16 protein-coding genes are annotated in these 19,548 nt (G+C 66.7%); 5 read left to right on the top strand and 11 right to left on the bottom strand.

Annotation, left to right across the window (positions count from 1 at the left end; all coding sequences use genetic code 11):
- Positions 1-4: 4 nt before the first annotated feature.
- From D9M09_RS21570 to D9M09_RS21600, 7 genes are all read right to left on the bottom strand, one after another.
- Positions 5-745, bottom strand: coding sequence for a hypothetical protein (locus tag D9M09_RS21570; RefSeq protein WP_121670338.1), 741 nt, complete (start codon positions 743-745; stop codon positions 5-7).
- Positions 746-840: 95 nt separating this feature from the next.
- Positions 841-2,235, bottom strand: a complete 1,395-nt coding sequence (locus D9M09_RS21575; RefSeq protein ID WP_121670339.1) for an efflux transporter outer membrane subunit — start codon at positions 2,233-2,235, stop codon at positions 841-843.
- Positions 2,232-3,407, bottom strand: coding sequence for an HlyD family secretion protein (locus tag D9M09_RS21580; protein ID WP_240453437.1), 1,176 nt, complete (start codon positions 3,405-3,407; stop codon positions 2,232-2,234). Before D9M09_RS21580 ends, D9M09_RS21575 begins: the two co-directional genes overlap by 4 nt.
- Positions 3,394-5,022, bottom strand: a complete 1,629-nt coding sequence (locus D9M09_RS21585) for an MFS transporter (protein ID WP_099409595.1) — start codon at positions 5,020-5,022, stop codon at positions 3,394-3,396. Before D9M09_RS21585 ends, D9M09_RS21580 begins: the two co-directional genes overlap by 14 nt.
- A gap of 253 nt (positions 5,023-5,275) precedes the next feature.
- A complete protein-coding gene (locus D9M09_RS21590) occupies positions 5,276-7,687 on the bottom strand; it encodes a catalase (RefSeq protein ID WP_070310330.1) in 2,412 nt (803 codons plus the stop codon).
- A 241-nt stretch (positions 7,688-7,928) separates the two neighbouring features.
- Positions 7,929-8,282: a DUF883 family protein gene (locus D9M09_RS21595; protein WP_070223505.1), complete on the bottom strand. Its 354-nt coding sequence runs from the start codon at positions 8,280-8,282 to the stop codon at positions 7,929-7,931.
- 332 nt (positions 8,283-8,614) lie between these two features.
- Entirely contained in the window at positions 8,615-9,028 is a 414-nt protein-coding gene (locus D9M09_RS21600; protein WP_205602286.1) for a DoxX family protein, read from the bottom strand.
- A gap of 184 nt (positions 9,029-9,212) precedes the next feature.
- Between D9M09_RS21600 and D9M09_RS21605 the strand changes: the two genes are divergently transcribed.
- From D9M09_RS21605 to D9M09_RS21615, 3 genes are all read left to right on the top strand, one after another.
- Positions 9,213-10,190: an alpha/beta fold hydrolase gene (locus tag D9M09_RS21605; RefSeq protein WP_121670340.1), complete on the top strand. Its 978-nt coding sequence runs from the start codon at positions 9,213-9,215 to the stop codon at positions 10,188-10,190.
- A 163-nt stretch (positions 10,191-10,353) separates the two neighbouring features.
- Positions 10,354-11,097 (top strand): sensor histidine kinase, encoded by a 744-nt coding sequence (locus D9M09_RS21610; RefSeq protein WP_121670341.1) that lies wholly within the window; start codon positions 10,354-10,356, stop codon positions 11,095-11,097.
- An 8-nt stretch (positions 11,098-11,105) separates the two neighbouring features.
- Positions 11,106-11,750: a response regulator gene (locus D9M09_RS21615; RefSeq protein ID WP_121670342.1), complete on the top strand. Its 645-nt coding sequence runs from the start codon at positions 11,106-11,108 to the stop codon at positions 11,748-11,750.
- 44 nt (positions 11,751-11,794) lie between these two features.
- Here the strand turns inward: D9M09_RS21615 and D9M09_RS21620 are convergent, their stop codons facing one another.
- Positions 11,795-12,073 carry a XapX domain-containing protein gene (locus D9M09_RS21620; protein WP_121670343.1) on the bottom strand — a complete coding sequence of 93 codons (279 nt, stop codon included), beginning with the start codon at positions 12,071-12,073 and terminating at the stop codon, positions 11,795-11,797.
- Positions 12,074-12,146: 73 nt separating this feature from the next.
- Positions 12,147-12,833, bottom strand: a complete 687-nt coding sequence (locus D9M09_RS21625) for a hydrolase (RefSeq protein WP_035828118.1) — start codon at positions 12,831-12,833, stop codon at positions 12,147-12,149.
- 198 nt (positions 12,834-13,031) lie between these two features.
- Here D9M09_RS21625 and D9M09_RS21630 point away from each other — a divergent pair, with 198 nt between their 5' ends.
- Positions 13,032-13,664, top strand: coding sequence for a response regulator transcription factor (locus D9M09_RS21630; protein WP_070287889.1), 633 nt, complete (start codon positions 13,032-13,034; stop codon positions 13,662-13,664).
- On the opposite strand, the gene D9M09_RS21635 is transcribed toward D9M09_RS21630, so the two are convergent.
- The gene (locus tag D9M09_RS21635) at positions 13,638-16,712 is read right to left on the bottom strand and encodes a sensor histidine kinase (protein ID WP_121670344.1); all 3,075 of its coding nucleotides are present in this window, start codon (positions 16,710-16,712) and stop codon (positions 13,638-13,640) included. The two genes, D9M09_RS21630 and D9M09_RS21635, sit on opposite strands and share 27 nt — an antisense overlap.
- A gap of 8 nt (positions 16,713-16,720) precedes the next feature.
- Positions 16,721-17,419 (bottom strand): YoaK family protein, encoded by a 699-nt coding sequence (locus tag D9M09_RS21640; protein ID WP_121671191.1) that lies wholly within the window; start codon positions 17,417-17,419, stop codon positions 16,721-16,723.
- A gap of 245 nt (positions 17,420-17,664) precedes the next feature.
- On the opposite strand from D9M09_RS21640, the gene D9M09_RS21645 reads away from it, so the two are divergent.
- Positions 17,665-19,539: an amidohydrolase gene (locus tag D9M09_RS21645; RefSeq protein WP_070223517.1), complete on the top strand. Its 1,875-nt coding sequence runs from the start codon at positions 17,665-17,667 to the stop codon at positions 19,537-19,539.
- Positions 19,540-19,548: the final 9 nt, after the last annotated feature.

The raw sequence follows: 19,548 nt of genomic DNA on the forward strand, positions 1-19,548 counted from the left end.
CCGGCTAGCGGCGCGCGGCCTCCAGGCGCGCCAGCAGCGGCGCATACATCGCCCGCGTATGGCTGCTCCAGCGGGCCATGGCGCTGTCGATATCGAGCAGCAGGCGCTCCGACAGCACCTTGTCTCCCTGCTGCAGCGCCCAGATCGCGCACTCGGCGCGGCACTCGAAGCTGTTGTAGCGCGTCAGCGCATCGTCGAATTCCGCCTTCGCTTCTTGCTGTCGCCCGCTTTGCGCCAGCGCGCGCGCCGTCAGCAGGGACACCATCTCGGGACGGAAATGGATATCCGTGCGGCGGATGAATTCCAGGTGCGTCAGCGCTTCGGCGCCGCGCGCGCATTCCAGATAGGCGCGCGCCGCGCCCAGGCGAATTTCCAGGTCCGATGAAAACGCACCCCGCAGGCAGGCTTCGTACGTCGATGCCGCTTCCTGCGCATCGCCCGCCTCCAGCTGCGCGCTGGCCAGGCGCATCTGGTTTTGCGCCGTCGGCGTGTACTCGAAAGCCGCTTTCGCCTCGCGCAATTCGCGGTTCGGATCGAGCACCTGCACGGCCACCGAAGCGACCTTGCGCGCGCCTTGCGGCAGGCGCGAATTGGGCAGGTAGATGGCGAAGAAATACACCACGCTGCCCAGCAGCGGGAACATGAATAAAATAAGCAGCCAGTACAGCTGCTGCCCGTTGCGCACCACGTGGATCGCAAAAAATACCGCGATCAGGATGTGGATGCCTATGCCAAAAATCGTCATGCTGCGACCTCGTTCGTTCGTGACGGGAGCAGCTGGCACGGCGCCGCCGCTTTCCCTGCTCAGAATATTACACTGGCCGCACCGTGCACACGCATCTATTGCGCCTTGGCCGACCAGCCGCCGCCCATGGCGCGGTACAAGTCGACCGAGGCGACGAGGATGCGCGTCTTCAGCTGCAGCAGCCCTACGTCGGCGCTGTACAGGGTGCGCTGGGCGTCGAGTTCCTCCAGGTACGAGGCGTAGCCATTGCGGTAGCGGTTATGCGCGATGCGCAGGGTGTCCGCCGCCGCGGCGCGGCGCGCGTCGTTTTCCACGGCTTGCTGCTGGAGGCGGTAGAGGGCGCCCAGGCTGTTCTCCGTTTCGGCGAACGCGTTGCGCACCACGTTTTCATATGCGTACACGAGCTGGTCGCGCTGCGCGCCGGCCGCATCCGTCTGCGCCTGCACGCGCCCGCCATCGAACAGGGGGCCGGCCGCCAGCGCCGTCAGACGCCACAGGGCCGTGGGCGCATGCAGGAAATCGGTGAGGGTCGTCGCCTGTCCGCCGCCGGCCGCCGTCAGCTTGAACGAGGGCAGCAGCTGGTCGCGCGTGGCGGCCAGGCTGGCGTTGGCGGCCGCCAGGTTGTGTTCCGCGCGCGCGATGTCGGGCCGCCGGCGCAGCAGTTCGGACGGCAGACCGGCCGGCACGCCAGGCGCCGCCAGCCCGGCCAGCGGCAAGCCGCGCGCGATGGGGCCGGGATTGCCGCCGACGAGGATGGCCAGCGCGTTTTCCTGTTCGAAGATCTGCCGCTGCAGCTGCGGCACCTGCTCGGCCGCCGCATGGTATTCCGATTGCGCCTGCAGCCATTCCAGGCGCGAGCTGTAGCCCACCTCGAACTGCTTGCGCGCCAGCTCGCGCGACTGTTCGCGCAGCTGCAGGGTCGATTGCGTCAACTCCAGCTGCGCGTCGAGGCCCCGCAGATTCAGGTAACTGGTCGCCACGCTGGCGGCGATCGACAGGGCCGCCGCATCGAGGCTGGCCTGCTCGGCGCGGTAACTCTCGCCGGCCGCGTCGCTCAGACTGGCCAGCCGGCCCCACACGTCGATTTCATAGCTGGCCTGCAATTCGGCCTGGAAGACATTCGTCACATACGGCTTGCCGCTGGACGCCAGGGTGCGCGTGCGCGTGGGCGAACCGTCGAAGGCCAGATTGGGCGCGCGGTTCGCGTCGGCCTGCGCCAGGCGTGCGCGGTATTCCTGCACCCGGGCGCGCGCCACGCGCAAGTCGCCATTGCGCGCCAGCGCCTCGCCCACCAGGTCGCTCAAGACCGGATCGCCGAAGGCTTGCCACCACAGTTGCTCGACATGGGCACCCGTCGCCGCAGGTGCGCCGATCGCTTGCGCGCGCCAGCCGGACGGCAGCTGCAGTGCCGATGCGGGCTGCGGCGGCGCCTTGGCGGCGCAGCCGGCCAGCGCCAGCACACCGGCCATCAGCAGGTGACGGCGCTTCATGGCTTGGCCTTCTTCGGTGCAGGCGGGGGCGCCGGGTTGTCCGCCGAATCGTTCAGCACGGCCGACGTGTCGACGCTGACCACCACCGACATGCCCGGCACGAGGCGGCGCGCATTCGCCTGGCCCGGATCGATGCGGATGCGCACGGGAATGCGCTGGGCAATTTTGAGGTAGTTGCCCGTCGCGTTATCGGCCGGCAGCACGGAAAACTCGGACCCGGTGGCCGGCGAAATGCGCTCCACCTGGCCCGTCAGCACGGCGCCGTCGAGCGCGTCGACGTGGAAGGTGGCGCTTTGCCCTTCCTGCACGCCGTTCATCTGCGTTTCCTTGAAATTGGCGATGACCCACATCTGGCGCGGCACCAGCGCCATCAGCTGCGCGCCCGAATTGACGTAGGCACCCTGGCGCACCGTCACCTGGCCCAGCTGGCCGTCGGAGGGCGCGACGATGCGCGTGTTATCGAGGTCGATCTTCGCCGCCTTGACGGCCGCCTGCGCGTTGGCCACGGCAGCCTCCAGCGCCTGCTTGTTGACCACCACGGAATGCACGCTTTGCTGGGCGATATCGAGATTGGCGCGGGCTTGCGCCAGCGCGGCCGCCATCTGCGCCTGCGTGGCGCGCGACTGGTCGTGTTCGCGCTGCGACAGCGAACCGTCGGCCACCAGCTGCTCCACCCGGCTCAAGTCCGCGCTGGCCTTGCGCGCCTGCGCTTCCGCGTTGGCCAGCGCCGCCTCGCTGACGGAAATGCCCGCCTGCGCGCTGGCCTTCTGCTGCGCCCAGTTCGACAGCGCCGCCTGCTGCGCGGCCAGCTGCGCCTGCGCCTGCTCGTAGCGCTGCTGGTAGATGCGGTCGTCGATGCGCACCAGCAGCTGGCCTTCCTTCACATCCATGAAGTCCTGCACCGTCACTTCCACCACATAGCCCGACAGCTGCGTGCCGATGATGGTCACCTGCCCCCGCACGGTGGCGTTTTCCGTCGTCACGATGGGACTGGTGAACGGCGGCAAACGCCACGCATACAGCACGATCAGCACGCCCACCAGGGCCACGGCGGCAAAGGCCAGCGCGGACAGCCACTGGTGGCGCCGGTCCGGCTGTGCCATGGAAGGGGCGGCGGGTGCGGATGGCGGTGCAGGCGTCGGTACTGGCGGCGGGGTGTTATTTTCTGTCATTGCTCGGTTCCGAATTGGTAATGGGGACGATGGCCATGGCCGTCTGCGCATCGCGCACGGGGCCGACCAGGCGGCGCGCGCCGGTGGTGATGCGGGTCCAGAACTGGCTGACCAGCATCCAGATCAGGGTGGCGACGGCGACGCCGGCGATCATCAAAAAGACGTCGTTGTAGGCGAGGACATTGGCTTCGCGCGTGGCGACGGCGCCCAGGCGGGCCACGCCCTGGGCGCTGCGCAGGGCCGGGTCCGTCAGCACGCCGCCATAGCTTGCGGCACCGGACTGTACGCGCGCGGCCACCTGCGGGTCGAGCATGGTGAGGTGCTCGACCAGATAGCTGGAATGGTATTTTTCGCGCGCCGTCTGGATGGTGCCGACGATGGCCGACCCGAGCAAGCCGCCCAGGTTCTGCGTCATGGTAAACATCACGGAAAAACTCACCAGGTTGCGCGGTTCGGCGATCACGGCGCCCATGCCGGCCACCATGGTGGGACCGAGGAAATACGTGCCGCCAAAGGCCAGCAGGAACTGGCTGACATACATGTTGACGGGGCGCGTCTGGCTGGTGGCGTGCGCGTCGATCAGGGCGCCGGCTGCGATCAGCAGCAGCGCGAACATCAGCGAGCGGTTCAGGGTGGCCGGATTGATCGTCAGCGCGCTGACCACCAGGCCCGCCACGCTGCCCAGCAGGACCACGATGAACAGGTTCTGCATCTGGTCCGTGTTCAGCCCCAGCGCCTGCAAAAAGCCCACGGCGCCCGTCGATTCGGACAGCACGATGCGAAACAGCAGCACCGATAAAAACAGCTTGGCGATCTTGCCCGTGGTGAGCCAGCGCGTGTTGAGCAGCGGGCGCGCGCGGTTATGCTCGATGGCCAGCGAGGCGGCGATCAGCACGATGGAAGCCGCCAGGCACACGCCCACCCACTCCGATTCCATCCACCACGCCGTGCGCCCCTGCGCCAGCACGGCGCACAACAGGGCCACGCCGGGCGCGAACAGAATAAAGGTGAGGAAATCGAGCGGCTCGAACGTCTGCACGCGGTCGCCGGGCGGCAGCTTCAGGGCCAGCACGCAGCCCAGCGCCAGCAGGGCCAGTCCCAGCTCGAACAGGTACAGGCCGTGCCATTCGCCGATCTGCAGCAGTTCGGACGTGAATATGCGCGCCAGCGGCAGCGCCAGCTGGGCAAAGCCCAGGCCCAGCACCACGCCTTTCAGCCGGTGCCGCGCGGGAAACGCCTGCAAGGTGTAGTACAGCCCCAGCACGCCCAGCGCGCCGCCCACCATGCCATGCGCGGCGCGCACGGCGATGGCCGACGGCAAGGTATTGGCATACAAGTGGGCGAACGTCACCAGCGCATACAGCACCAGGAACGCTTCCGTAAACAGGCGCAGGCCGAATTGCTGGCGGAACTTCACCAGCAGCAGATTCATGGACACGATGGTCATCACGTAGGCGGCCGGCAGCCACTGCATCTGGTAGGCATAGGCGGCCAGCGAACCTTGCAGGTTCAGCAAATTGGCCGTCACCAGGCCATTACCGAGTCCCCCCGTCAGCGCGACGATCAGGCCGACGATGAAATACGCGACACGCTTGGGCGTCGAATGTTCGGGCATCGATGGCGACCCGGGCAAGGTCGGACGTTCGCCCGGCCCCAGGTGCGAGGTGTGTACTTGTCCATGCGGTAATCGCGATCCGGTTTGCTGAAGCCGTTCTTTGCTGCAGTGATAGAAATAGTTGCAAATGAACAGTTCTAGTCAGCAGCATATCATCGCAGGACGTTTTTCTTGTTTACATTGTTGCGCACTGTTGCGCACGGTTACGCCAACGGGGCAAGCCAGGCCTGCCCCGCTGACGCTCATGCGGGCATCACACGCGGGGCGGATCCGTTTCGCGCGCAAACGCCCGGTGCGCGGCCAGCGCCTTTTTAAAGGCCGCCACGCCTTTCGCCACGTCGCCCGCCGGCACGACGATGATGGCGGGGTCCGGCTTGCCGTCGGGCAGGGTCACCGGCACGCCAGCCTTGTCCAGCAAGCCCTTGCCCGCGCCGATGGCCAGCATCGGCTTGCAGTGCCGGTATTGCAGGCGCAGGAAGTCGAGCGCGTTCGCGTCGCTGCCCAACTGCTGCACGGCGCCCTGGCCATCCGGTATCACGACGGCGTCGAACAGCACGGACGGTCCCGTTTCGAGCGAGATTTCCACGTCGAGCGGCGCGCCGCCGCTCGTGTCGACTTTCCCCAGATGGCTGCCCACGAGGCGCGGCACGGCGCCCTCGGCCAGCAAGGATGCATAGATGTTGCGCACCTGCGCCCCATCGCTGCCCGGCCCGACGAGGATGGCCACGCGCAGGGTATGGATGCCCGTCTTGCCGGGGCGGAAAAAAAGCGACAGCGCCGGCGACGGCGGATACGCAGGAATCGGCAGCATGGACACGGGCGGCATGACGGGCGGCAGCGCCAGGCCCAGCGCATCGGCCAGGCGCTGCGCCAGGGTCTCGTCGACATTGCGCAGCATGGCGACGATGCGCTTGCGAATCGCCACCGTCTGCACCTTGCTCAGTTCAAAGCGGAACGCATGCACGATATGGTCTTGCTCGACCGGCGTCTGGCTGATCCAGAACAGCCTCGCCTGGCCAAAGTGCTCGGCGAATTTCTCGGGCTTGCCGCGCACCTTGTCGCCCTCGGCGGAAGCGGGAAAACTGTTGAAGCCCCTGGCGCCGGCCTGGAACGGGCAGCCGCCCGCCAGCGAATTGGGCTCGTACGCGACCCGGCCCCGGTTGATGGCCTGGCGGTGGATGCCGTCGCGCTGGTTGTTGTGCACGGGCGCCAGCGGCGAGTTGATGGGGATTTCATGGAAGTTGGCGCCGCCCAGGCGCGTGATCTGCGTGTCGATATACGAGTGGATGCGGCCCTGCAGCAGCGGGTCGTTGGAAAAATCGATGCCGGGCACGATGTGCGCCGTACAGAAGGCCACCTGCTCCGTCTCGGCGAAAAAATTGTCGGGATTGCGGTTCAAGACCATTTTCCCGACGGGTATCAGCGGCACCACCTCTTCGGGAATCAGCTTGGTGGGGTCGAGCACGTCGAAGGGAAACGCTTCGGCCTGCGCTTCCGTGAAGACCTGGAACGACAGCTCGTATTCGGGATACTCGCCGCATTCAATCGATTCCCACAGGTCGCGCCGGTGGAAATCGGAATCGGCGCCGCTGATCTTGACGGCTTCGTCCCACACGAGCGAGTGCGTGCCGGCCATGGGCGACCAGTGGAATTTACAGAACACGGACTGGCCCTTGGCGTTCACGAGACGGAAGGTGTGCACGCCGAAACCCTGCATCATGCGGTAGCTGCGCGGGATGGCGCGGTCGGACATGACCCACATCAGCATGTGCGTGATTTCCGGCGACAGCGAGGCGAAATCCCAGAAGGTGTCGTGTGCGCTGGCCGCCTGCGGCATGCCGTTGTGCGGCTCGGGCTTGACCGCATGGACCACATCGGGAAATTTCATCGCATCCTGGATGAAGAAGACGGGGATGTTGTTGCCGACCAGGTCCCAGTTGCCTTCGTCCGTATAGAACTTCACGGCGAAGCCGCGCACGTCGCGCGCCGTGTCGGTCGAGCCGCGCTCGCCGGCGACCGTGGAAAAGCGCACGAAGACGGGCGTGCGCTTGCCCGCCTTGGCGAACGGCGCGGCGCGCGTCAGCTTGCTTTGTTCCTTGTAGCATTCGAAATAGCCGTGGGCGGCCGAACCGCGCGCATGCACGACGCGCTCGGGGATGCGCTCATGGTCGAAATGCGTGAGCTTTTCACGCAGGATGAAATCTTCCATCAGGGTGGGGCCGCGCAGGCCCGCCTTCAGCGAGTTCTGGTTGTCGCCCACGGGCACGCCCTGGTTGGTCGTCAGCACGCAGCCGCTGTCGTCGCTGCGGGCGCCATCCAGCGAGCTATTCAGCGCATTCTCGCCCAACGCGGGCTGGCCATCGCCCGTCTTCGGCGACGCCAGCGTTTCGCCCGTGGTGCTGGCCGTGGCCAGCGGTTCGCCGGCCGCCACATGCACGCCTTCGATCGGCGTGCGCGCCGCCTCGCCATACTGGCCATCTTCCTTGGGATTGTCGGCCATGGCGGCGGACAGCTGCTGGCTGGCGGCCGTCTTTTGCAGCAGCGCGCGGGTCACGTCATTGTCCGTGCCCAGGCTGTTTGGCGCATTGCCGTCGGATGGGCCGGACATGCTGCTCAATACGGAACCCGCACCGTCCGTGGACGGCGTTTTCTTGGTGGTAGCCATTACATCTCCTGTGAGTAGTTTGCCCCGGGAAGTAACGCTACAACTCCCTCATTCAGCGCACGAACAGGGCAATCAAAATAATGATGGGAATAGGTATGCCAATCAACCACAACAAAATGGAGCGCATCATCACTCTCCTTTACTGCTTGCTACTACCTTGTGTGCGTGGGCGCTGGCCCTCTCCGCCATGACGGCGAAGGGAACAGCGCCCACGACAAATGCTTCCAGGAAGGCGTAAAACTTATTTACGCGAACCCAGCAATTTCGACAGGCCATAGCCGGCCGCGGCCGCAATCAGCAGGGACATGGCCGGGCGCTCGCGCACATAATCGCGGCCCGTTTCGCCAGCGCGCTGGCAGGCGACGCCCAGTTGCTTGCCGCGCGCCATCAGGCGCTCCGAGGCCTTGCTGACGGTGTCGCTGACTTGCTCGATGCGGTCGCCCACCTGGTCCACGCTGTCATGCGCGCGCGTGGCGACCTTGTCGGCCAGAGGCTGTGCCTGGCTAGCCACCTTGTCGATGGTGCGGTGCAAATCCTGGCGGGTTTCCTGGGCGGTGCCGTTCATCTCGGAGCTGGTTTTTTCAATCGCGTTCATGATGGTTTCCTTTAATAGTGAATAAATCAACCATGCTCGATGCCGTGACCGAATCATGATTCTCCTCGCTTCTGGGAAAAAGAAGCGGCTAAACGCTGCCGGGCTGAGCCATATCAAACACTGGATCAGCAGCAAGCTGTTGGCACCACCTTAACCGCGCCCGCCGCGCGCCACCGTGCGCTGCCACACCTTGAGGCACAGACTTAAATTCCTGATGGAAATAACAATCCCCGCCGGCCTGGTGGGGCGGACGGGGATCGGGGTGAAATGGTGTTATTTAGGCGTAGGTCGGGTTAGCGGAGCGTAACCCGACACATCGTTGACATCACCGCTTACGCCCGCAACCGCGCATCGAGCGAATAGCGTCCCGCGCCACTGATGGCAATGGTGCCGAAGACGATGATCAGCAGCCAGCCGAACTGCCCGTCGGCGATGCTCCAGTCCGGATGCACGAGCAGCATCGACACGCCCAGCAGGAACAGCAGGGGCAGGCAGGCCAGGCGCGTCAGCAGGCCGGCGGCGACCAGCAGCGGGCAGACGATTTCCGAGAACAGCGCGCAGTACAGGGTGACGGCGCGGCCCAGGTGCAGCGGGTCGTCGATGTGCGCCAGTTCCTCGGAAAAATGCAGCAGCTTGGGCAAGCCGTGCACGTGCAGCACCAGCAGCGCGCCCGCCACGCGCGCAAACAGCAAGCCGGCATCGGGTAAAAAGGGGCCGGCCAGCGCCGCCATCCAGTGTTTCTTCATCTTCGCTCCAGTGGGAAAGGCAAGCGGCGCGGCGCGCCGCCGCCAGCCATCATAGGCAGGCGGAAGGCCCGGCGCGACTGGTCTTTTGGCAGAGGCGCCGGCACGCGCGAAGGCCTAGACTGGCCGCTGCCATCACTGGTCCAGGCCGTAAGCGGCCCCTCCCCCATCCCCGAAGGAAAACATCATGTCGAAGAAAATCGAAGCCGAAGAAGTCAATTCCCGCCGCAAGCTGCTCGTCAGCGTCGCCGGTGTCGCCGCCGGTGCGGGCCTGCTGGCCGCCGGTGGCGCCAGCGCCGCCGCCAAGCCTGCCGCTGCCGCCGCCGCGCCGGGCAAGCTCACCGTCAACAAGGTCACCGTGAAGGACGGCACCGTCATCCATTTCAAGGACTGGGGCACGGGCACGCCCGTCGTCTTCAGCCACGGCTGGCCATTGCAGGGCGACGCCTGGGAAGACCAGATGATGTTCCTGGCCAGCCACGGCTACCGCGTGATCGCGCACGACCGCCGCGGCCACGGCCTGTCCAGCCAGCCATGGCAGGGCAATGACATGGATACCTACGCCGACGACCTGGCCACCCTGCTCGACGCGCTCGACATCAAGGGCGCGACTCTGGTCGGCCATTCGACGGGCGGCGGCGAAGTGGCGCGCTATATCGGCCGCCATGGCGAAAAGCGCGTGGCCAAGGCCGTGCTGGTGGGCGCCGTGCCGCCGCAGATGGTCAAGTCGGACACCAATCCCGGCGGCTTGCCGATGTCCGTCTTCGACGGCATCCGCGCCGGCGTGCTGGCCGACCGTTCGCAATTCTTCAAGGATCTGACGGTGCCCTTCTTCGGCGCCAACCGTCCCGGCAACAAGGTGTCGCAAGGCATGCGCGACACCTTCTGGCTGCAGGGCATGCAGTGCGGCATCAAGAACGCCTACGATTGCATCAAGCAGTTTTCCGAGACGGATTTCACTGCCGACCTGAAGAAAATCTCCGTGCCGACCCTGGTCGTGCACGGCGGCGACGACCAGATCGTGCCGATCGACGCTTCCGGCAAGGCTGCGGCCAAGCTCATCAAGAACGCCAAACTGGTCATCTATGAAGGCGCGCCGCACGGCTTGCCGGCCACCCACAAGGACCGCCTGAACGAAGACTTGCTGGCCTTTATCAAGTCCTGACCCTCATCCGCTCCGCGCACCGTCGGCCCGCCCGGCGGTGTTTCCCGCCCCTGCCTTGCAAAAAAACCGTCCGCCTCCCCCATTCGTATAAGTGCCCCGGCGACGATGCCATGCATACTTGTTGCAATGCGGCATACGCCGCGACAGCGACAGGAGCACGGCGATGGCCAGCATGCATTATTTACCTCAGCAGCAAGACCCCGGCCTGGCACCGGCCCAGCGCATGGGCGGCATGGGCGGCATGGGCGAATTTGCCGCATCGGTCGCGCACGAGGTGCGCCAGCCGCTGGCGGCTATCGCGCTCAATGCCGATGCCGCCTTGCGCTGGCTCGACCACGATCCGCCCCGCCTCGACGAGGCGCGCGCGGCGCTGGCCCTGGTCGCCAGCGCCGGCAGCCATGCCAGCGCCGTGCTGCGCAGCGTGCATGGCCTGGCCTGCCATGCGCCGGGCAGCCATGTGCAGTTTGTCGCCGACGACGCCGTACAGGAGCTGCTGCCGCTGCTGCGCGCGCCGCTGCAACGCCACGCCATCGACCTGCAAACGCGGCTGGCGCCGGGCCGCCCGCTGCTGCATGCCGACCCGGTGCAATTCCGGCAAGTCCTCCTGAACCTGCTGATGAACGCCATCGAAGCCCTGCAGGGCACCCGTGGCCGGCCGCGCACGGTGCTGCTGTCCTCGCGCCTCGATGAGGGCGTGCAGCATTTCAGCATCGCCGACAATGGCGCCGGCATCGCGCCGCAGGCAGCCGGCCGCCTGTACCACGCCCTGTATTCCAGCAAGCCGGACGGCATGGGCATGGGCCTGGCCATCTGCCGCCGCATCCTCGACGCGCATGGCGGCCGCCTGTGGCATGCGCCCGGCGCGCCCCATGGCACAGTCTTCCACTTCACCCTGCCAGCACCATGAGCACAAGCATGCACACGCCCCGCGACAACGACACCCCTATCTCGCTGCTGATCGCCGACGACCACCCGCTGATCCTGGCCGGCCTGGCCTCGCTGATCGCATCGCTGCCGGGTTTACGCCTGCTGGGCCAGGCCGGCACGGGCAGCGCCGCCGTGGCGTTGTACCGGGAGCTGCGTCCCGACGTGGTGCTGATGGATTTGAACATGCCGGAAATGCATGGCGTCGAGGCGATCGAGCGTATCTGCGCGGACGACGCGCAAGCGAAGATCGTCATCCTCACCACCTACCAGGGCGAAGACAGCGTGCACCGGGCCCTGCGCGCCGGCGCGCGCGGCTACCTGCTGAAGGATTCCGGCTTCCTGCAACTGACGCAATGCATCGGCCAGGTGGCCGCCGGCAGGCACTATCTGCCGCCGGAACTGGCGGCGCAGCAGGCCGGCCGCATCGAGGCGAACCGCCTGTCGAAACGCGAGCACGACATCCTGCTGCACCTGTCTGCGGGCAAGAGCAACAAGATGATCGCGCGCAGCGCCGGCATCGAGGTGGGCACCGTCAAATTTCACGTAAATAATATTTTGACCAAGCTCAACGTATCAAGCCGCACCGAGGCGGCCACGGTGGCCGCCCGGCGCGGCTTGCTGGGCGCGTTCTAGCTGCCGGGAACCGGGGTCAGACCCGCCGGGTCTGACCCCGGCATTTACGCTGCATCATCATCCAACTTTGCCGCGGCCTTGGCCAGCGCTGGCTTCGCTTCCACGCCGCTGATCTTCGGCACGCATTCGCTGCGCAGCCACGATACCGTCACGGCTTCGCCCGCCATCAGGCGCTTGACGCTGGGGACGATCTGTTCGCCGATCAGCATGCCCAGCAGGCCGATCAGGGCAATGGCTGGCGGCGCCGGCGAGCGTACCTGCAGGACGGCATAGATGATGCCAACCAGCAAGCCCACGGCCAGCGAAATCACATATAACTTCATGGCGCATTCCTTTCGATGAAAAAAAACGCCGCGCGCGGTCAGGCGCGCGGCGCATGGCATGGCCGCGCGGCGTTTACTTGGCCGGCACCGGCGCCAGGGTGGCGTGTTCGCCATGGATGCGCTGCGGCGCCTTGTGCACCATCGTGTAGGCATAATCGACCCCCATGCCGTAGGCGCCCGAATGTTCGCGCACGATGGCCATGACGGCGTCATAGGTCGCCTTGTGGGCCCAGTCGCGCTGCCATTCCAGCAGCACCTGCTGCCACGTCACGGGCACCACGCCGGCCTGGATCATGCGCTGCATGGCGTAGTCGTGCGCTTCCTTCGAAGTGCCGCCCGATGCATCGGCCACCATGTAGATCTCGTAATCGCCTTCGAGCATCGCGCACAGGGCGAAGCTGTTGTTGCACACTTCCGTCCACAGGCCCGAAACGACGACTTTTTTCTTGCCGTTGGCGGCCAGCGCATCGCGCACCTTCTGGTCATCCCACGAATTCATCGAGCTGCGCTCGAGGATATCCTTGCCGGGGAAGACGTCCAGCAGTTCCGGATAGGTGTGGCCGGAGAAGCTTTCCGTTTCCACCGTGGTGATGATGGTGGGGATGTTGAACACCTTGGCGGCCTTGGCCAGGCCCACGGTATTGTTTTTCAGCGCCTGGCGATCCATCGACTGCACGCCGAACGCCATTTGCGGCTGCTGGTCGATGAAGATGATCTGGCAATTGTCGGGGGTAAGGACTTCCAGTTTCGGATTGGTCATGATGTCATCCATGAAGAAAGGGTTGAGTGGGTACTGCCGTGCATCGTATGCCTGGCGGCGTGCCCGCACCACTATCTAAATATAGGCTCCCCCCGAGCAATCCCCCTCTGCAGGCTGGCGGGCGCTGCGGTAAAATACCTTTTGCTTACCATCTTCCGACGACTCTTGATCGATCACTCCTCTTTGCCAGGCAACGTCATGCGCAGCGATACGGCAGCGATACGCGTGCTCATCGCCGACGACCACCAGTTGCTGCTCGATGGCATCGCGGCCCTGCTGCGCGCCTTTCCCGGCGTGGCGCTGGTGGGCCAGGCCACCGATGGCCAGCAGGCGGTGCAGCAATTTGACGCGCTGCAGCCCGATGTCACGCTGATGGATTTGCAGATGCCGCGCATGAGCGGCCTCGATGCCATCGGCGCCATCCGCGCGCGCCATCCGCAGGCGCGCATCATCGTGCTGACCACCTACAAGGGCGATACGCAGGTGCTGCGCGCCATCCGCGCGGGCGCGTGCGGCTATGTGCTGAAAAGCGCGCTGCGCCACGAATTGCTGGCGGCGATACAGAACGTGCATGCGGGGCGGCGCCACATCACGCCCGAGATCGAGGCGGAGCTGGCCCTGTATGCCTGCAGCGACGTGCTGTCGAACCGCGAACTGGACGTGCTCAAGCAGGTCGCGCAAGGCAATTCCAACCGCGAGACGGGCGCCCTGCTGCAGATCAAGGAAGAAACCGTCAAAGCGCACATGAGCACCATCCTGGCCAAGCTGGGCGCCAGGGACCGCACCCATGCCGTCACCATCGCGCTACGGCGCGGCATCCTCGACGCCTGAACGGCGCCAGCGCTGCCACCAGCGTCGCAAGGGCCCGTGCGCCGCAGGCCAGGCGCGCCGCGCCGGTACCCGCAGGCGCCACTGCGTGCCGCCCCCGTCGCGCCCGTCCACGGACAGGCGCGCACCGAGCCTGGCGGCGCGCTCGCGCATGCCGGGCATGCCCCAGTGTCCGGGAATCTGTCCGTTCGCCGCGACCACCGGCGGCAAGCCCTGGCCATCGTCGCGCACGACCAGTTCGATGCCGCCGCGCGCATAGCGCACCGCCACCTCGACCACCTGCGCACGCGCGTGCTGGAAGGCATTGCGCAGCGCTTCGCTGGCGATGCGGTAGATTTCGTGCGCGGCGCGCGCATGCAGCATGCGCGCCTCGCCCTCCTCCGCATAGCGGAACACGATGCCGTGCTGCGCCGCCAGCCGTTCGCCTTCGCGCCGCAGGATGGCGCTCCAGCGCGCGCCGCCATCGTCGCCGGCGCGCAGGTCGTGCACATGGTCGCGCCCCTCGCCCAGCATGCGGTCGGCATCGTCGAGCGCGCGCAGCATGGCGGCGCGCGCGGGATCATCCTCGGCGATGGCCATGCTGGCATTGTGAAAGTGCAGGATCATCGCCTGCGTGCCCTGCAGCAGGGTATCGTGCAGCTCGCGCGCGATGCGTTCGCGCTCGGCCTGCTGCGCCTCCATCCGCACCTGCAGGCGCGCAGCGTGCTGGCGCAGCCGCCAGCGGTAGGCGCCGTACGCGGCGGCCAGCAGCAGCGCCGCGCACAGGCTGCGGAACCACCAGGTCTGGTAAAAGGCGGGCAGCACGCGGAACGGCAGTTGCGCCACCGTGCTGTCCACGCCATCGCCATTCGCCGCGATTAGCTCGAAGCGGTAGCTGCCCGGACCCAGGCCCGTGTACTGCGCCAGGCGCCGCCCGCCCGCCTGCTGCCACTGCGTATCGTAGCCGTCGAGCCGGTAGCGGAACTGCAAACGCTCCGGCGTGCCCAGACTGGCGGCGTTGTAATGAAATTGCACGTCGCGCGTGCCGGCCGCCAGCTGCAGGCCCGCGCTTGCGGGCGGATCGACGCGCCGGCCGTCTGCCAGCAGCGCGCCGATTTCCACGCGCGGCGCCGGCAAGGCCGCAAGCGCCTGGCGCGGATCGATCCAGAACGTCGCGCTCTGGCGCGAAAACCAGATCTTGCCATCGTCCGCTTCGGCCACCGAGCGGTTGTGCAGCATGCCGATGCTGCCGTTCAAGCCATCGACGGCGTCGTACGAGGTGGCGCGCATGGCATGGGCGGCGTCGCGCAGCGCCAGTTCCACTTGCGCGGCGGGAATCTGCGCGGCGCCGCTGCCATGATTGAGCCACAGGCTGCCGTCGCGCGCGCGCAGCAGGCCCACCACGCCCTCGGTGGCGCTGGCCGGCTCGCTGCGCAGGGTGACGAAGCGGCCGCCGCGCCACAGCGCCACGCCACGCTGCCCGCCCGCCCACACCTGCCCGTGGTATTCGATCAGCATGGGAATCTTGCCCAGGTCCAGGCCCTGCGCGGGACCGAAGGCGTGCAGCCGCCCCTTTTCCAGCATGGCGACGCTGCCATCGGCATACGACAGCCACAGGCGCCCGGCCGCGTCGGCCAGCAGCGCCAGCGGCACTTTCGCGCCGCCATCGGGCAACAGCGGTTCGCGCCGCCAGGTCCCGTCGCGGTACTGGAACACCCCGGCGCCACTGAACACGCCCCAGATGCTGCCATCGGGCGCGAGCACGCCGGCGCGCATACGCTTGAGCGCGGCCGCGCCCAATGGATAGGCGATCGTGCGCAGCACGCGCCCATCCGCGCCGGCCAGCTGCTGCAGGCCGGCGCGGGCCGCCACCCACAGGCCGCCCGGCGCTGCCAGGATGGCGCTGACGGGCCCCAGGCGCGGCGCGCGCAGCACCGTGCCGTCGGCCCGCGCCAGCAGCAGCGGCCCCAGGACGTCGTCGCGCGACAGCCACATCGCGCCTGCCGGTCCGGTCAGCATTTCCTGGGTACGGAACACTTCGGCCACGCCGGGCGCGGCGCGCGTGCGCAGGACCACGGGCGCGGCCTGGCGGAAACGGTCCAGGCCGCCATACGTGGAAACCCAGACATTGCCTTCATTGTCGTCGCACATGGAGCCGACGAGGACATTGCTCAAGCCATCGCGCGGCAGGAACGATTCCGTGTCGCTGCTGATGCCCAGCTGCCCCGGCGCCAGCGCGCCGGCGCTGCGCGTGCGGTGCAAGCCGTACTGGCTGTCGAACCACAAGGTGCCCGCGCGGTCGACCAGCATGCTGCCGCTGGTGCCGCTGGTATCGCGGTAAATCCACCGATGATCGAGCTGCTCGTAGCGTTCCAGCGACTCGATGATGCGGATGCCGCGCATCTCCAGCAAATAAATGCGGCCGTCCGGTCCCTGCTGCGGCGGCGCGCGCAGGTCGAGCCGGCCGATGGGCGGCGCGAAGCGCGACTGCGTCGCCTGCCATATGAACAGGCCTTTTTCACTGAACACGGCGATGTGGCCATCGCGGTCGGCAAACACGGCGGACGCCTTTTGCGCCGTGTAGCCCTGCGCCGGTCCCATCGCCTGCCAGCGCCGGCCATCGAAGCGCGAGATGCCGGACACGCCGGCCGCCCACACGGCGCCGTCGCCGCCGATGGCAAAGCCCCAGATGGCGCCCGCCTGCACGCCCTGCGGCTCGGCATAATTGCGCACCACCCCATCCTTGACGTGGCTGATGCCGCCCACTTGCCAGCCTATCCACATGCCGCCGTCGGCGGCGCGCTTGAGCGCCAGCGCCACCGTGTCGGGAAAGCTGCCCTGGCGCACACGCACGGGCTCGAAGCGCAAGCCGTCGAAACGGCGCACGCCCGCATGCGTGCCCAGCCACAGGAAACCGTCATTGCCCTGTGTCATGACGATGATATCGTCGGGCGCGCCGTCACTGGCCGTCCAGCGCGTGTGCTGCAGCTGATGGATACCGCGTGCGGCATCGATGGCCAGCCCGCAAGGACTGGCCAGCATGAACATCAGCCACAGCAGGAAGACGCGCATGACGGCTGTCAGGACACGGGCACGGCGGTCCGACCGCTACGCTGCTCCACCACGATCAGCCCGCCCAGCAGCGCCAGCGGCACGGCCAGCGCCGCGAAACCGAAGACCAGGTAGCCAAAGCCGGCAGCGATGGCGCCCAGCGCAAAGGCCAGCAGCGGCCAGAAAAACTTCCCGCAGCGCGCACGCGTGCCCCCATCGGCCGCGCCGCGCAGCACGTCGACGGTGTCGAGCACGATCTGCGTCACGTTCCCCGTCATCATGGAGGTGGGCGCCAGATGCGCCAGCAGCAGACGGCTGGTGGCGCTGTGCACACCCATGGCGGCCGTGCCCAGCAAGCCGGCCAGCATCGCCAGCGTGCCCACTTCCTTGCCGACCGGCTCGGCCAGCACGCCGAACACCATGAAACCAGCCAGCAAGATCCATTGCAGCAGGAAGGCCAGGGTCAGCGCCGGACCGCCGCGGCGCTCGATGGCCAGCACCATCAGGCGCGTGGCGACGATGCCGGCGATAAAGGCGGGAAAGGCGAGGATTTTCAGCAGGATGGGGATGCGCGTCGGTTCGGCCAGCGCGGCGCCGATCAGCACGAAGTTGCCCGTGACATGGGCGGTAAACAAGCCGAACAGGGCGATGAAGCCCAGCGTATCGACATACCCGGCCAAAAAGCCCAGGCTGGTGCCGTATAAACGGCTGTGTGGTGCTTGATCCATGAGGACTCCCTGCGATGCGGTAAACCGCGATAAAAAATGCATCCGGACGCATGCCCAGCCGCTACTGCCGGCATGGTAATCCATGTCGCGTGCCGCCGCACCCGCCCTTAGACCAGTCGGCACGCCGCCATACCTGCCCTACCTGATCTTTTGACCCGTGTCCGCTCCCGAGCCCTGGGCTACACTGGACGCAGATCCTGGCCGCGCCCCGGCCTCCCCCCGCATTGCCACCATGGAGCCGCATCATGACCGAACCGACCCTTTCCTCCGCCGCGCCGCTGATACTGATCAACGGCTGCTTCCACACCGTCGACAAGTCGTGCCCGCAGGCGAGCGCCGTGGCCATCGCCGACGGCAAATTCCTCGCTGTCGGCGATGCCGACGACGTCATGCGCCACCGCAAGCCGGACAGCCGCGTGATCGACCTCGGTGGCCGCACCGTCATTCCCGGCCTGAACGACTCGCACCTGCACCTGATCCGCGGCGGCTTGAACTACAACCTGGAACTGCGCTGGGAAGGCGTGCCCTCGCTGGCCGACGCCCTGCGCATGCTCAAGGATCAGGCCTTGCGCACGCCGAACCCGCAGTGGGTGCGCGTGGTCGGCGGCTGGAACGAATTCCAGTTCGCGGAAAAGCGCATGCCGACCTTGGATGAAATCAACGCGGCCGCGCCCGACACCCCCGTCTTCATCCTGCACCTGTACGACCGCGCCTTGCTGAACCGCGCGGCCCTGCGCGTGGTCGGCTACGACAAAAATACGCCGAACCCGCCCGGCGGCGAAATCGTGCGCGATGCTGCCGGCAACCCGACGGGCATGCTGATCGCGCGGCCGAACGCGATGATACTGTATGCGACCCTGGCCAAGGGCCCGACCTTGCCGCGCGAACTACAAGTCAATTCCACGCGCCAGTTCATGCGCGAACTGAACCGCCTCGGCATCACCAGCGCCATCGATGCGGGCGGCGGCTTCCAGAATTATCCGGAAGACTACGCGGTGGTCGAGGAACTGGCGCAAAAGGAGCAGCTGACCATCCGCATCGCCTACAACCTGTTCACGCAAAACAAGGGCCGCGAACTGGAGGATTTTGAAAAATGGACGGAGATGGTCACGCCGGGCCAGGGCGACGATTACTACCGCCATAACGGCGCCGGCGAAATGCTGGTGTTTTCCGCCGCCGACTTCGAGGATTTCCTTGAGCCGCGCCCGGACCTGGCGCCCGGCATGGACGACGAACTGGAAAAGGTGGTGCGCCACCTGGTCTCCAAACGCTGGCCCTTCCGTCTGCACGCCACCTACGACGAATCGATCGACCGCATGCTGACGGTCTTTGAAAAGGTCAACCGCGATATCCCATTCGACGGTCTGCACTGGATGTTCGACCACTGCGAAACCATCACGCCGAAAAACATCGACCGGGTCAAGGCGCTGGGCGGCGGCATCGCCATCCAGCACCGCATGGCCTTCCAGGGCGAATACTTCGTCGACCGCTACGGCGCGGAAGCGGCCAAGGCCACGCCGCCGATCGCCCGCATGCTGGCCTCGGGCGTGCCCGTGGGCGGCGGCACGGACGCCACCCGGGTCGCCAGCTACAACCCGTGGACGGCGCTGTACTGGCTGGTATCGGGCCGCACCGTGGGCGGCTTGCGCCTGTACGACGCGGGCAGCCGTTTGTCGCGCGACACGGCGCTGGAACTGTGGACGGCGGGCAGCGCCTGGTTCTCGAGCGAGCAAGGCAAGAAGGGCCGCATCCAGGAAGGCATGCTGGCCGACCTGGCCGTGCTGAGCGCGGATTTTTTCAGCATCGATGAAGAGGCGATCAAGTCGATCGAATCGGTGCTCACCATCGTCGGCGGCAAGATCGTCTACGGCCAGGCGGAATTTTCCCATCTGGCGCCGCCAGCCATCCCCGTGCTGCCCGACTGGTCGCCCGTGAAAAACGTGGCCGGCCACTACCGCGCCGCGCCGCCGCAAAAGACCAGCGCCATGCAACAGCACCAGTGCCAGGGCGCCTGCGGCGTGCACGCCCACGCCCACGACGTGGCGCGCAAGAGTTCCGTACCCGTCTCCAGCCACTCCGGTTTCTGGGGCGCGCTGGGGTGCAGCTGCTTTGCGTTTTGAGGCATGGTG

It is taken from the genome of Janthinobacterium agaricidamnosum, from assembly GCF_003667705.1.
Taxonomy (GTDB): Bacteria; Pseudomonadota; Gammaproteobacteria; order Burkholderiales; family Burkholderiaceae_D; genus Janthinobacterium.

Bases quoted from the DNA above. Each gene is read 5' to 3' on its own strand.
- D9M09_RS21570 (WP_121670338.1), bottom strand. From the start codon at position 745: ATGACGATTTTTGGCATAGGCATCCACATCCTGATCGCGGTATTTTTT.
- D9M09_RS21575 (WP_121670339.1), bottom strand. From the start codon at position 2,235: ATGAAGCGCCGTCACCTGCTGATGGCCGGTGTGCTGGCGCTGGCCGGC.
- D9M09_RS21580 (WP_240453437.1), bottom strand. From the start codon at position 3,407: ATGACAGAAAATAACACCCCGCCGCCAGTACCGACGCCTGCACCGCCA.
- D9M09_RS21585 (WP_099409595.1), bottom strand. From the start codon at position 5,022: ATGCCCGAACATTCGACGCCCAAGCGTGTCGCGTATTTCATCGTCGGC.
- D9M09_RS21590 (WP_070310330.1), bottom strand. From the start codon at position 7,687: ATGGCTACCACCAAGAAAACGCCGTCCACGGACGGTGCGGGTTCCGTA.
- D9M09_RS21595 (WP_070223505.1), bottom strand. From the start codon at position 8,282: ATGAACGCGATTGAAAAAACCAGCTCCGAGATGAACGGCACCGCCCAG.
- D9M09_RS21600 (WP_205602286.1), bottom strand. From the start codon at position 9,028: ATGAAGAAACACTGGATGGCGGCGCTGGCCGGCCCCTTTTTACCCGAT.
- D9M09_RS21605 (WP_121670340.1), top strand. From the start codon at position 9,213: ATGTCGAAGAAAATCGAAGCCGAAGAAGTCAATTCCCGCCGCAAGCTG.
- D9M09_RS21610 (WP_121670341.1), top strand. From the start codon at position 10,354: ATGGCCAGCATGCATTATTTACCTCAGCAGCAAGACCCCGGCCTGGCA.
- D9M09_RS21615 (WP_121670342.1), top strand. From the start codon at position 11,106: ATGCACACGCCCCGCGACAACGACACCCCTATCTCGCTGCTGATCGCC.
- D9M09_RS21620 (WP_121670343.1), bottom strand. From the start codon at position 12,073: ATGAAGTTATATGTGATTTCGCTGGCCGTGGGCTTGCTGGTTGGCATC.
- D9M09_RS21625 (WP_035828118.1), bottom strand. From the start codon at position 12,833: ATGACCAATCCGAAACTGGAAGTCCTTACCCCCGACAATTGCCAGATC.
- D9M09_RS21630 (WP_070287889.1), top strand. From the start codon at position 13,032: ATGCGCAGCGATACGGCAGCGATACGCGTGCTCATCGCCGACGACCAC.
- D9M09_RS21635 (WP_121670344.1), bottom strand. From the start codon at position 16,712: ATGCGCGTCTTCCTGCTGTGGCTGATGTTCATGCTGGCCAGTCCTTGC.
- D9M09_RS21640 (WP_121671191.1), bottom strand. From the start codon at position 17,419: ATGGATCAAGCACCACACAGCCGTTTATACGGCACCAGCCTGGGCTTT.
- D9M09_RS21645 (WP_070223517.1), top strand. From the start codon at position 17,665: ATGACCGAACCGACCCTTTCCTCCGCCGCGCCGCTGATACTGATCAAC.